Source organism: Pseudomonas sp. CF161, from assembly GCF_000416215.1.
Classification (GTDB): domain Bacteria; phylum Pseudomonadota; class Gammaproteobacteria; order Pseudomonadales; family Pseudomonadaceae; genus Aquipseudomonas.
Genome location: NZ_ATLP01000072.1, coordinates 1 through 12,060 on the forward strand (window position 1 = coordinate 1; position 12,060 = coordinate 12,060).

General features: G+C 64.6%; 12 protein-coding genes. 6 read left to right on the top strand and 6 right to left on the bottom strand.

What is annotated here, in order from left to right; all coding sequences use genetic code 11:
- A partial coding sequence (locus tag CF161_RS13090) for an NAD(P)-dependent oxidoreductase (RefSeq protein ID WP_020297062.1) occupies positions 1-308 on the bottom strand: 308 nt, incomplete at its 3' end.
- Between the two features lie 10 nt (positions 309-318).
- Complete coding sequence (locus CF161_RS13095; RefSeq protein ID WP_020297063.1) at positions 319-1,845, bottom strand: CoA-acylating methylmalonate-semialdehyde dehydrogenase; 1,527 nt, start codon at positions 1,843-1,845, stop codon at positions 319-321.
- A 150-nt stretch (positions 1,846-1,995) separates the two neighbouring features.
- Here CF161_RS13095 and CF161_RS13100 point away from each other — a divergent pair, with 150 nt between their 5' ends.
- Together CF161_RS13100 and CF161_RS13105 are read left to right on the top strand one after the other, a co-directional pair.
- On the top strand, positions 1,996-2,943 hold the full coding sequence (locus CF161_RS13100; RefSeq protein ID WP_020297064.1) for a LysR family transcriptional regulator: 948 nt from the start codon (positions 1,996-1,998) through the stop codon (positions 2,941-2,943).
- Between the two features lie 188 nt (positions 2,944-3,131).
- Positions 3,132-3,548, top strand: coding sequence for a hypothetical protein (locus CF161_RS13105; RefSeq protein ID WP_020297065.1), 417 nt, complete (start codon positions 3,132-3,134; stop codon positions 3,546-3,548).
- A 39-nt stretch (positions 3,549-3,587) separates the two neighbouring features.
- Here the strand turns inward: CF161_RS13105 and CF161_RS13110 are convergent, their stop codons facing one another.
- From CF161_RS13110 to CF161_RS13120, 3 genes are read right to left on the bottom strand one after another with little or no spacing between them, the layout of a single operon-like run.
- Positions 3,588-4,082 carry an OmpA family protein gene (locus CF161_RS13110; RefSeq protein WP_177326774.1) on the bottom strand — a complete coding sequence of 165 codons (495 nt, stop codon included), beginning with the start codon at positions 4,080-4,082 and terminating at the stop codon, positions 3,588-3,590.
- Between the two features lie 13 nt (positions 4,083-4,095).
- The gene (locus tag CF161_RS13115; RefSeq protein WP_020297067.1) at positions 4,096-5,364 is read right to left on the bottom strand and encodes a diguanylate cyclase domain-containing protein; all 1,269 of its coding nucleotides are present in this window, start codon (positions 5,362-5,364) and stop codon (positions 4,096-4,098) included.
- Complete coding sequence (locus CF161_RS13120) at positions 5,361-5,936, bottom strand: YfiR family protein (protein WP_020297068.1); 576 nt, start codon at positions 5,934-5,936, stop codon at positions 5,361-5,363. The genes CF161_RS13115 and CF161_RS13120 overlap by 4 nt, the downstream gene beginning before the upstream one ends.
- Before the next feature lie 323 nt (positions 5,937-6,259).
- Between CF161_RS13120 and CF161_RS13125 the strand changes: the two genes are divergently transcribed.
- From CF161_RS13125 to CF161_RS13140, 4 genes are all read left to right on the top strand, one after another.
- The gene (locus tag CF161_RS13125) at positions 6,260-7,111 is read left to right on the top strand and encodes a sugar phosphate isomerase/epimerase (protein ID WP_020297069.1); all 852 of its coding nucleotides are present in this window, start codon (positions 6,260-6,262) and stop codon (positions 7,109-7,111) included.
- A gap of 12 nt (positions 7,112-7,123) precedes the next feature.
- Positions 7,124-8,176, top strand: a complete 1,053-nt coding sequence (locus CF161_RS13130) for an isopenicillin N synthase family oxygenase (protein ID WP_020297070.1) — start codon at positions 7,124-7,126, stop codon at positions 8,174-8,176.
- Positions 8,177-8,208: 32 nt separating this feature from the next.
- Entirely contained in the window at positions 8,209-9,006 is a 798-nt protein-coding gene (locus tag CF161_RS13135) for an ABC transporter substrate-binding protein (RefSeq protein WP_020297071.1), read from the top strand.
- Positions 9,007-9,100: 94 nt separating this feature from the next.
- A complete protein-coding gene (locus CF161_RS13140) occupies positions 9,101-10,642 on the top strand; it encodes an amino acid ABC transporter permease/ATP-binding protein (protein ID WP_020297072.1) in 1,542 nt (513 codons plus the stop codon).
- Between the two features lie 24 nt (positions 10,643-10,666).
- Here CF161_RS13140 and recD read toward each other — a convergent pair.
- Positions 10,667-12,060 (bottom strand): exodeoxyribonuclease V subunit alpha (gene recD / locus CF161_RS13145; protein ID WP_043229352.1); only part of this gene is annotated, 1,394 nt, incomplete at its 5' end.

Sequence of the window (12,060 nt, forward strand, 5' to 3'; positions counted from 1 at the left end):
TCGCGGGCGGTCTGCGGGTCGATGGTGCTGCAATCCACGGCCGGCACGCCACGGGCGATACCCGCCAGCACACCGTCTTCGCCCAACCACACGCTGCGTACATGGGCCGCGGCCGGGAGCATGGTGATCACCAGCTCGCTGCCCTCGGCGGCGGCGCGGGGCGAAGCGCTGATGCTGCCGCCCAGGGCCGCCAGTTCCGCCAGCACCGTCTGGTTCAGGTCGAACAGGTTCAGCGCGTGGCCGGCCTTGATCAGGTTGCGCGCCATCGGCGCGCCCATGTTGCCCAGACCGATAAATGCAATCTTCATGGCCGACTCCTTAACGCAAGTTGATGGTGGTGTTCACACCGTCGTTGACACTGTCATCGTCGAACCAGCGGCTGGTGACGGTCTTGGTCTGAGTGTAGAACTGCACCACTTGCTTGCCGTACGGGCCCAGGTCGCCGAGCTTGGAACCGCGGGAACCGGTGAAGCTGAAGAACGGCACCGGCACCGGAATCGGGATGTTGATCCCGACCTGGCCGACGTCGATTTCGCTCTGGAACTTGCGCGCCGCCGCGCCGCTCTGGGTGAACAGGCCGGTGCCGTTGCCGAAGGGGTTGGCGTTGACCAGGGCGATGGCCTGATCCAGGGTGTCGACCTCCAGCACCACCAGCACCGGGCCGAAGATTTCCTGGGTGTAGATCTGCATGTCGGTGGTAACCCCGGAGAACAGGGTCGGGCCGATAAAATTGCCCTGCTCGAAGCCCGGGACCTTGATCTGGCGACCGTCCAGTTCAAGGGTGGCACCCTCTTTCACGCCGCTTTCGATCAGTTCGAGAATGCGCGCCTTGGCCTTTTTCGACACCACCGGCCCAACGTCGGTGCCCGGCTCGCTGCCGGCATTGACCTTGAGCTTCAGGGCCAGGGCCTTGAGGTCCGGCAGCCATTGCTTGGCCGCGCCCACCAGCACCACCACCGAGGTCGCCATGCAGCGCTGGCCGGCGGCACCGAAACCGGCGCCGACCAGGGCATTGAGGGTCTGCTCGCGATTGGCGTCCGGCAGCACCACGGCATGGTTTTTCGCGCCCATCATCGATTGCACGCGCTTGCCATGTTTGCCGGCCAGGTCGTACACATGGGTGCCCACCGCGGTCGAGCCGACGAACGACACGGCCTTGATGTCCTTGTGGGTGCACAACGCATCCACCACGTCCTTGCCACCGTGCACCACGTTGAGTACGCCGGCCGGGACCCCGGCCTCGATCGCCAGCTCCACCAGCAGCAGGGTCGACAGCGGATCCTGCTCGGATGGCTTGAGAACGAAGGTATTGCCGCAGGCGATGGCCATCGGGAACATCCACAGCGGAATCATTGCCGGGAAGTTGAACGGGGTAATACCGGCGCAGACGCCGAGCGGCTGGCGCAGGGTGTAGGTATCGACCCCGCCGGCGACGTTCTCGGCGAACTCACCCATCTGCAGGGTGCCGATCGAGCAGGCGTGCTCGACCACTTCCAGGCCACGGAAAATATCGCCCTCGGCGTCGGCAATGGTCTTGCCCTGCTCGGCGCTCAGGACCACTGCGATGCGCTTGGAGTGCTCACGAATCAGGGCTTGCAGCTTGAGCATGATGCGCATGCGCGCGCCGATCGGCGTCAGCTTCCAGGTCTGGAAGGCCCGCTGGGCGGCATCGATGGCGGCGTTGACTTCTTCCGGGGTGGCAAACGGCACTTTGGCCAGCACTTGCTGGGTGGCCGGGTTGACGATGTCTTGCCAGTGGGTGGTCTTGGACTCGACCCATTCACCGTCGATCAACAGTTTGGCCTGTTGCACGGTGGTGTTGGCAGACGTGAGCGATGCGTTCATTGGGTGGTCTCCAGATCTTGTAGTTATGCAAGAGAGCCAAGGCGTAGGTCGCCTTGAGATGAGGCGTGCGTCGCGAATTGGTGATCGGACTGTTTTTGGAGTATAGATGTGCAAATTACTAATAAGAACGCACATAAAAGCCGGTCCATCATGCAAAAAAACATCACCTCCCTGGGCGCCCTGAACTGGGATGACCTGAAGTTTTTTCTCGAAGTGGCCCGTACCCGCAAGGCCAGCAGCGCGGCCAAGCGCCTGGCGGTGGACTACACCACGGTGTCGCGGCGCATCAGTTCGCTGGAAGGCGCGCTGGGCACCCTGCTGTTCGAAAAGTCCCGCACCAACGGCTTTATCCTGACCGCAGAGGGCCAGCGCCTGCTGGGGTATGCCGAGTCGATTGAAAGCACCCTGCACATGGCCTGCGAGCAGGTGTCGGGCTCCGGCGTGGCCTTGTCCGGCCATGTGCGCATGGGCTGCACCGAGGGTTTCGGCAGCTTCTTCATCACCCCGCAGTTGAGCCATTTCGTCGATGCCTACCCGGCGATCTCGGTGGATATCCTGCCCCTGCCGCACTTCATCAGCCTGTCCAAGCGCGAAGCCGACATCGTCATCGCCCTCGAACGCCCGGAGCACGGTCCCTACGTGTGCTGCAAACTGTGCGACTACCGCCTGCAGCTCTACGCCACCCAGGACTACCTCGACCAGCACGCGCCGATCCGCCGCCCGGCAGACCTCAGCGAGCACTCGTTCATCAGCTACGTCGACGACCTGGCCTTCAGCTCCGAGCTGCTGTACCTGGCCAATGTCGTGCCCGGCGCCAGCGCCAACCTGCGCAGCACCAGCGTGATCGCCCAATACGTGGCGGCGCAGCAAGGGCGCTCACTGGCGATCCTGCCCTGCTTCCTCGCCGCCCAGGACCCACGGCTGCTGCCGGTGCTGCCCGAAGAGATCAACATCACCCGCCAGTTCTGGATGTACTGCCGGGAGGACTTGCGCAAGCTCAAGCGCATCACCCTGTTGTGGGATTACATCCGTGAGGTGACCGAGCAGAATCAGCCGCTGTTGATGGGCGACTCGCGGGAAATGCGTTTTGCCGATTGACGCCTGCAGGTAGACTGCGCGGCTTGCCGCTTGTACGGCCCGCGGTTTCCAGCGCCATGCTCGAGATCGGCCCCCACCTGCCGCGACCCGCCGGATAACCCATGACCAGGCGCGCCCCCGAGCCTTGCGCAAACACGCCACCATTGGCCGCCCTGTAGCGGCAGCCCCACCCAATCTTAAGGATCAAGATGAGCGCCTCCCCCTCGAACATCATTGGCATGAAAGTGCACTGCAACGCCTGCGAAAAGGAATTCCCCATCGGCAAGAAGCAGCAGGTCATGCTGCGTGAAGACCAGCCCATCCCGTGCAAAGGCTGCAAGGTCGAGCTGGTGATGTCGGCTGAAGAAAAGCAACGCTTCCTGGGTTTCGACAACCCGGCCAAGCCCATGATGCTGGCCATGATGATCAGCGGCTTGCTGGCGGTCTGCGTGTTCGGCGGGACCTTTCTCGGCCTGGTGCAATCGGACGGCCTGGTGCTGGCGGCAGTGGTGGTGATGATCGGCAGCAACCTGGTGCTGGGCCCGATGATCAGAAACGCGACCAAGCACCTGGTGGTCAATCTCGACCCCAAGGACGCCCCGGCGGCAGCGCCAGCAGCCCCTTGAAACCGGATTTTCCGGCCTGCCTCCCAGGCCGGCCGGTGACTAGTCGGCGATAACCACGATCGACACCCGACGGTTTTCCGTACGCCCGGCGGCGGTGCTGTTGGAGGCCACCGGCTCGCTGCTGCCCAGGCCGCGCAGTTGCACGTTCTCTTCACGCATGCCGACCTGGATCAGGACCTTGGCCACGCTTTTCGCCCGGCGCAGCGAGAGTTGTTCGTTGTAGCTTTCCTTGCCCGACGCGTCGGTGTGGCCATCGACCCGGACCTTCTGGATATTCACCCCCAACAGGGCCTTGCCGATGCGCTCGACGATCTCGGTGCTGGCCGGGTTCAGGGATTCGACATCGCTGCCAAACAGCACCTTGCCCGACAGGCCAAAGGCCCAGCCCTCATCGGTCAGTTCAAACCCTTCGTGCTTGAGCACGGCAATCTGCTGCGGGGTCAGGCCTTTGGGGGGCACGCTCTGGCACCCGGTCAGGCCCAGCACGGCCAACAGCATGATTGCGGTAAAAAAGCGTAAGGAACGCTGAGTCATCGAGAACAAAGGATTAGCTCCTGGATTGAACATGAACGACGGGGTGCTCCGACCCCACGGTGTGTTGGCCACCGCGCGACATGCGCTTGGCCTGGTACATCGCCGCATCGGCGGCATTGAGCAGGCCGCCCGGCGTGGCGCCATGATCGGGGTAGACCGCGATGCCGATACTGAGGGAAGTCAGGATCGAGGTATTTCCCGGTAACTGAATCGGCACTTCCATGCTGGCGATGATCTTGTCGGCGATGCGCTGGGCATCCTCTACCCGGTGCAGCGGCGTCAGCAGGATCGCGAACTCGTCCCCACCCAGGCGCGCCACCAGGTCATCCTCGCGCAACTGCGCGCGAATCCGCGCGGCCACGGCGATCAGCACCGCATCACCGGCGGCATGGCCGAAGTTGTCATTGACGCTCTTGAAGCGGTCGCTGTCGAGAAACAGCACGGCCACTCGCTCATTGAGCTTGCTCGCACCGCGCAGGGCACGGATCAGCCGCCCCTCGAAAAACGCCCGGTTCGGCAGGCCGGTCAGGCTGTCATGACTGGCCTGGTGCGCGAGGTTTTCGTTTTCGCTTTGCAGGTGCGTCTGCCAGGCTTCCAGCTCATCGAGCAAGGCATTGAAGTCGTTGCCGAGGTTGTCCAGCTCGGCGATTTCCGCCGGCGGCACCCGCTGGTCGAAGGCCCGTTCGCGACGCGCGGCGTGGGCCACTTCGGCCAGGCTGCGCAAGGGTCCGGTGATCCCTCGCAACTGGCGTCGCGCCAGGTACAGCGCGGCCCAGGCACTGATGGCGGTGCACAGCACAATGCCCACCAGGCCGCTGAACAGGAAGCGCATCAGGCTGCCGCCGTGGCCGGTCAGGTTGACCGTGCCGACTTCGCGCCCCTGGTGCAGGATCGGCATGGAAATCGGTTTTTCCAGGAAGGTCCGGGCGATCTGCATCTCCAGATCGGTCAGGAACCCGCTTTCCGGGCGCTCCCAACTGGCCAGCAGCTTGCCGTTCTTGTCCAGGACCTGGGCATCGGCCACTTCCTCGGTCGAGGCGATCAGCGCCAGGGCTTCAGTCGCCGCCGCACTGTCGTTGAACACCACGGCCGCCTCGACCGTGTAGTTGATCGAACGCGCGATCAGGTGCAGGTTGTGGTCAGCGTACACCCGCAGCGCCAGCACCCCGAGCAGGGTCAGCGACACGCTGGCCATGGAGATCGCCAACAGGGCCACGGTCAAATGCCCGCGACCAATGACCGAGCGTAACGTGGGACGCGTATCGGATTTGAACAGCTTCATGACGCCGCCGGCCGTCGACGCGAGAGCTGCAGCACGCTGGGATGGATGCGTACGCCACTGCGGGCCACCGAGTCCAGATTGACCTCGAACGACACCTGGTCGTCACTGACCCGCAGGCAGAACAGGCTGCCCACGGTGCACTGGTCGCCGCCCTCGCTGATGCTCAGGACCGGGCGCCCGCTCAGGGACGTAAACAGCCGGGCCCGCTCCTCGTTGCTCAGCTTGCCGATGTACACCGCATCGCATTCCGTGGCCAGCGCCGGGCTGTCCGCCAACAGGCGTCGCACCAGCACCGGGCGGCCGGTGGCCTGGGTGGTGCCCTTGACCAGATCGTCGGTGTATTCGGTGGGGCCGGCCACACATAAGCGCAGTTGCGCCGGCTCTACCGGCCAGCGTGCATAACTGAGAATGCCCAGGACCACCTGGGTCACGGCCTGGGCCCGCTGCTCGGCCAGGCTGGGCGCCGGCTCTGGTTGCGCGAAAGAGACAGCATTCAGCCCACAGATAACGCTCGCCAGCAGTACCTGCCTCCAGCCAACAAAGCGCCCTGTCGTCCAGACAGCCACGTTCATGCAGGGATTCTCTTTGATCGTCATGAAATGATGCCGCAACGATAGCACAGCCATGGAAATGCCAGGGAGACAGGCAGCATGAATAGCCAGCTATTGGTTTAGAAAAAACTGAACTAATGATTTGAACCTGCCTATTCTTCCTGACCGCGCCGGCTGCTTAAGATCGACGCCAGAGTGAGCAGCCCACGCGCTGCACCCGACGAGACCGGATCCACAGAGACCCGGCTCAAAGCATGTCTTTTGCTACTGCCGTACACAGCATTGCGCCGGCCAACCGCCGCCGTGGTGCTTTGAGTAGCCCGAGGCATCTTTGAGGTTCGCCGATGAAACTGGAAATATTCCGCACACTCTGGGGTTACACCGCGAGCAAGGCCCAGGCCCTGGATGAGCTGCTGGCCGCCGGCTTCGACGGCATGGAAGCGCGCTTGCCGCTGGAAGCCCGTGATCGCACCGAATTCGGCGCCTTTCTGCGCGCCAATCACCTGCCCTACATCAGCACCGTGTTCAGCGCCTACGAGGTGCTGCCCAAGCAATCGGCAGCGCCCGCAGAACACTTGCAGGACCTTGAGCGCAAACTGGCCTGGGCCGCCGAGCTGGCGCCGCGCTTCGTCAACGTGCTGGCGGGCAATGACCGCTGGGGCCTGGCGCAACAGGTGGAGTTCTTCGGCCAGGCCCTGGAACTGGGGCGCAAGCACGGCCAGTTCTGCAGCTTTGAAACCCACCGTTCGCGCTCGCTGTTCAACCCCTGGGTGACCCTGGACCTGATCCGGCAACTGCCCGACCTGCGCTTCACCAGCGACATCAGCCACTGGATCGTCACCTGCGAGCGCCTGCTGGACGACCCCCATGACGACCTCGGCCCGTTCGTCGAGCGCGTGCACCATATCCAGGCTCGGGTCGGCTATGACCAGGGCCCGCAAGTCCCCCACCCCGGCGCCCCGGAATACGCCCGCGAACTGGCGTTCCACCAGCAGCACTGGGAAGCCATCTGGCGTTCGCAGCAACGCCGTGGCTACCCGGTCAGCACCCTGACCCCGGAGTTCGGCGCCGACGGCTACCTGCATCACCTGCCCTTCACCAATGTCCCGGTGGCCGATCTGTGGTCGCTGAACCAGTGGATGGCCCGTACCGAGCGCCAGCATTTCGACCGCTTCCATCACTCAACCCAGCCATGAGGGGCCTGCGCCATGCCCGATAAAACCAATCACACCAAGGCCAACTTCAGCAGCATCCCGGTGGTGGATATCGCCGGCCTGTTCAGTGTCGAGCTGGAGCATCGCCTGGCGGTCGCCGAGCAACTGGGCGCGGCCGCGAGCGAGGTGGGGTTTCTCTACATCACCCACCACGGCATCGCGCCGCAACTGATCGCCGATCTGCGCCAGGCCGCCAGGGACTACTTCGCCCAGCCGCTGGCGGCCAAGATGCAGCACTACATCGGCACCTCCCAGAGCCACAAGGGCTTCGTGCCCGAGGGCGAAGAGGTGTACGCCAAGGGCAAGCCGGACCACAAGGAGGCCTTCGACATTGGTTTTGAAGTGCCGGCCGATGACCCGCTGGTGCTGGCCAACACACCGCTGCTGGGCCCCAACGACTGGCCGACACTGCCGGGTTTCAAGGACGCGGCCCAGGCCTATTACGCTGCAGTGTTCGCCCTTGGCCGGCGGCTGTTCGGCGGCTTCGCCCTGGCCCTGGGCCTGGCAGAGGACTACTTCGACGCCCTGGTCACCCGCCCGCCATCCAAGCTGCGACTGATCCACTACCCGTTCGACGACGCGGCCCAGGATGCCCCGGGCATTGGCGCCCACACCGACTACGAGTGCTTCACCATCCTCATGGCCGATAAACCCGGGCTGGAGGTGATGAACGACCAGGGCCAATGGATCGACGCCCCGCCGATCGCCGACGCCTTTGTGGTGAACATCGGCGACATGCTCGAAGTCATGACCGCCGGCGCCTTTGTTGCCACCGCCCACCGCGTGCGCAGCGTCAGCGAGGAGCGCTATGCCTTCCCGCTGTTCTATGCCTGTGACTTCCATACCCAGATCAAACCGCTGCCGCAATTCGCCAAGGCCAACGCCGAGTACGAACAGATCGCCATTGGCGAGCACATGTATGGCCAGGCCTTGCAGACCTACCAGTACCTGCGCCGGCGCGTAGCAAACGGCGAAATTCGCTTGCCGGACAAAGCCCGCAAGCCATCGAGTTTCGGCCACCTGAAACACCAGCCCCAACCGTCCTGATTGCCTTCGCCCACCCCTGGAGTGCCAAACCCATGCTCAACAAAAACCACCGTGTGCGCCTGACCCTGCTCACCGCCGGCCTGCTCGCCGCCGGCACTGCCCTGGCCAGCACCACCACCCCGGGCCAGCTGAAGATCGGCATGGAAATCACCTACCCGCCGTTCGAGTCCTATGACAGCGACAAGAACGTGATCGGCTCCGACCCGGAACTGGCCCACGCCCTGGCCAAGCACCTCAAGGCCAAGGCCGAGTTCGTGGACACCAAGTTTCCCAGCCTGATCCTCGGCCTCAACGCCGGGCGCTACGACGCCATCATCTCCGGCATGTACATCACCCCCGAGCGCCAGACCCAAGCCCTGACCATTGCCTACGCCAAGACCGGCGCGGCGATCATGGCGCCCAGGGACAGTGGCCTGAACCCGCAGACCCCGGAAGACCTGTGCGGCCTGAAAGTCGGCCTCGAACAGGGCACCACCTGGGTCGGCCAGTTGCAGAAACTCTCCAGCGACTACTGCGTGCCCAACAACAAGGGCGCGATCAGCGTCAGCGAGTACCCCTCGGCCCCTGAAGTGACCCAGGCCCTGCTCTCGAAAAACATCCAGGCCCAGGTGGAAATCGCCGGCGCAGCGAAGATGATCGCCGAGCGCACCAATGGCCGGGTGGTGATCACCACCGCGCACCCGATCTATCAGCAAACCCTGGGCATCTTCGTCAAGAAGGGCAACGACGCCACCTACAAGGCGCTGCAGGAAGCCTTTGCCGAGAGCCGCAAGAACGGCGACTACGCGGCGATCCTCAGCAAATACAACCTGGAACCGGTGGCCGAGTAACCGGCACGGCGCGCAAGGATGCGCTCCGGACTGACCCGCGATCGAGGGCACCGCGCCCGTCTTGAAGCCTGCGATCCGAGCGGCTGAGGTAGTTATGCAATTCGACTGGTCCTACTTTTTCTCCCTGTTTTCCCTGCCCAGCTTCTGGCACGCCTGCGTCACCGTGGTCCAGCTCAGCGCCCTGGCCTGGTTTATCGGCATGCTGCTGGGCTTTCTCCTGGCCTCGGCCAAACTCTCGACCACGCCCTGGGTCCGAGCCCCGGCGGCGGTCTATATCTGGTTCTTCCGCAGCATCCCGCTGCTGGTGCTGGTGGTCTTCGTCTACAACCTGCCGCAGCTGTTTCCCGTGACCGGCGCGGTGCTGTCCAACCCCTTCTACTCCGGGCTGTTCGCCCTGGTGGTGACGGAAGCGGCGTACATGGCGGAGATCCACCGCGGCGGCCTGATCTCGGTGGCCAAGGGGCAGAAGGAAGCCGGCCGCGCCCTGGGCATCGGCCTGCTCGGCCTGCAACGACTGATTGTGATTCCCCAGGCCTTTCGCATCTCCCTGCCGACCCTGATCAACGAGTACATCACCGTGGTCAAGCTGACCTCGCTGATCTCGGTGATCTCCCTCACCGAGCTGCTGACCGTCGGCCAACGTCTGTACGCGCAGAACTTCCTGGTGATGGAAACCCTGGCCGCCGTGGCGGTGTATTACGTGCTGATCGTCAGCCTGTTCGGCTGGCTGCTGCAGCGCCTGGAGCAGCACCTGGACCTCAACCTGCGCACGCCCCAGACCCTGGACGCGGCCAGCGTCGCCCGGCTCAAGGCCGACACCCGGCAGCAACCCGCCCAACTGCGCCCGGAACCCGGCCCCGGCAGCCCGCCGGCCTTGCAGTTGCAGAACATCCACAAGCGCTACGGCGACCACCAGGTGCTCAAGGGCATCGACCTGCAGGTCGCCAGCGGCCAGGTGATCTCGATCATCGGCCCCTCCGGCTCCGGCAAGACGTCATTGATCCGTACCGTCAACGGCCTGGAGCGCATCGACCAGGGTGAAGTCGTGTTGTTCGGCAACAGCTTTATCAACGCCGGTGACAACCTCAACAGCCCCCAGGTGCGCGACGGCGTGCGCCACATCGGCATGGTGTTCCAGAACTTCAACCTGTTCCCGCACCGCTGCATTCTCGACAACATCACCCTGGCGCCGCGCTACCACGGCGTCAGCCAGAGCCTTAGCGAGCAACAGGCCTACGCCCTGCTGGACAAGGTCGGCCTGCTGGCCCACGCCCGCAAATACCCGCACCAGTTGTCCGGTGGCCAGCAGCAGCGGGTCGCGATTGCCCGGGCCCTGGCCATGGAGCCGGCGATCATGCTGTTTGACGAGCCCACCTCGGCCCTCGACCCGGAGCTGGTGGGTGACGTGTTGAATGTGATCCAGGACCTGGCCCGCGAAGGCATGACGATGCTGATCGTCACCCACGAGATGGACTTTGCGCTGTCGATTTCCGACCGGGTGATTTTTATGGAGGACGGCCATATCCAGCTCGATGCCAGCCCGAATGCGATCCGCCAGGAGGCCGCAGGCGAGCGGGTCCGGCGCTTCATGGGCCTGGAAGCGCCAGGCGAGGCGCCACGCACCCGTGCCGGGTAACGGGGCGCGTCCCTCGCCTGGGGCCTAGCCCAGCTCCAGCATCAGGCCGCTGAGGCGCTTGACCTTGCGCCGCACGGCTTCTTCAAACACCCCGGCGCGGGGCTCGATCAGGCTGAACCAGTCCTTGGCGCGGGTGATGCCGGTGTAGATCAGCTCCTTGGTCAGCACCGGGTTCAGGGCGTCCGGCAAAATCAGCGCGGTGTGGGCGAACTCCGAGCCCTGGGATTTATGCACGGTCATGGCGTACACGGTTTCCACATCGTTGAGCCGGCTCGGCAGCACAAAGCGCACCCCGCCCTGGCCATCGTTACGTGGAAAGGCCACGCGCAGCACCAGGCGCCCGGCCTCCGGCCCCTCGTGCTCGGGCAGTTTCAGGGCGATGCCGATGTCGCCGTTCATCAAGCCCAGGCCATAGTCGTTGCGGGTCATGAGCACCGGCCGGCCTTCGTACCATTGCTGCTCGCTGTCGATCAGCCGCGCCTTGAACAAGGCACTGGTCACCCGCAGGTTCAAACCCTCGACGCCCCACGGTCCCTTGCGCACCGCACACAGCAACTGGAACTGGTCGAAGGCCTTGAGCACGTCCCGCGCCCAGCGGGTCCAGAGCGGATCCTCAAGCGCGGTGCCGGTCGGCGGTCGCTGGCTGCGCAGCAGGCTCAGATAATGCCGGTAGCCTTGCGGGCCGTCGCCATGGCCTTCGAGCAGCAGGCGCTCCAGGGCGCGGTCCTGCTCGCCCTTGAGGCTCAGGGCATAGAGGTCGGCGTGGCTGCGGGCCGCCAGCAGGCGCCGCGCCTCATCGGCCTGCTGCTGGTTGACCCAGCGCGCCAGTTGGCCGATACCGCTGCCTTCGCCAAAGCGTCGGGAATGCCGCAGCATCACCACCTGCTGGGCCAGGGGATGGGTCTGCCCGTGGTCTTCCTGCAAGCCGCTGGCGGCGAGGTTTTCGCCGCTGATGGCCTGCAACCAGTCGCGAGTCGCCGGGCTGTACCAGCCGGCTTCGGCATCGCGGCACAAGTCGCCGAGTACCGCGCCGGCTTCCACCGAGGCCAACTGGTCCTTGTCACCCAGCAGCACCAACCGCGCATGCATCGGCAAGGCATCGAGCAGGTTGGCCATCATTTCCAGGTCGATCATCGAGGCTTCATCCACCACCAGCACGTCCAGTGGCAGGCGATTGCCGGCGTGATGGCGGAAGTGCCGGGTGCCCGGACGATTGCCCAGCAAGCGGTGCACGGTGGTCACTTCGCTGGGGATTTTCTCGCGCACGCTGTCGGCCACGGCCAGGGAACGCACCTGCAGGCTGATGGATTCGGTCAGGCGCGCAGCGGCCTTGCCGGTGGGCGCGGCCAGGCGAATCCGCAGCGGCTTGCCGGCCTCCACCGCCGGCGCCTGGAGCAAGGCCAGCAAGCGCACCACGG

Bases quoted from the DNA above. Each gene is read 5' to 3' on its own strand.
- CF161_RS13095 (WP_020297063.1), bottom strand. From the start codon at position 1,845: ATGAACGCATCGCTCACGTCTGCCAACACCACCGTGCAACAGGCCAAA.
- CF161_RS13100 (WP_020297064.1), top strand. From the start codon at position 1,996: ATGCAAAAAAACATCACCTCCCTGGGCGCCCTGAACTGGGATGACCTG.
- CF161_RS13105 (WP_020297065.1), top strand. From the start codon at position 3,132: ATGAGCGCCTCCCCCTCGAACATCATTGGCATGAAAGTGCACTGCAAC.
- CF161_RS13110 (WP_177326774.1), bottom strand. From the start codon at position 4,082: ATGACTCAGCGTTCCTTACGCTTTTTTACCGCAATCATGCTGTTGGCC.
- CF161_RS13115 (WP_020297067.1), bottom strand. From the start codon at position 5,364: ATGAAGCTGTTCAAATCCGATACGCGTCCCACGTTACGCTCGGTCATT.
- CF161_RS13120 (WP_020297068.1), bottom strand. From the start codon at position 5,936: ATGAACGTGGCTGTCTGGACGACAGGGCGCTTTGTTGGCTGGAGGCAG.
- CF161_RS13125 (WP_020297069.1), top strand. From the start codon at position 6,260: ATGAAACTGGAAATATTCCGCACACTCTGGGGTTACACCGCGAGCAAG.
- CF161_RS13130 (WP_020297070.1), top strand. From the start codon at position 7,124: ATGCCCGATAAAACCAATCACACCAAGGCCAACTTCAGCAGCATCCCG.
- CF161_RS13135 (WP_020297071.1), top strand. From the start codon at position 8,209: ATGCTCAACAAAAACCACCGTGTGCGCCTGACCCTGCTCACCGCCGGC.
- CF161_RS13140 (WP_020297072.1), top strand. From the start codon at position 9,101: ATGCAATTCGACTGGTCCTACTTTTTCTCCCTGTTTTCCCTGCCCAGC.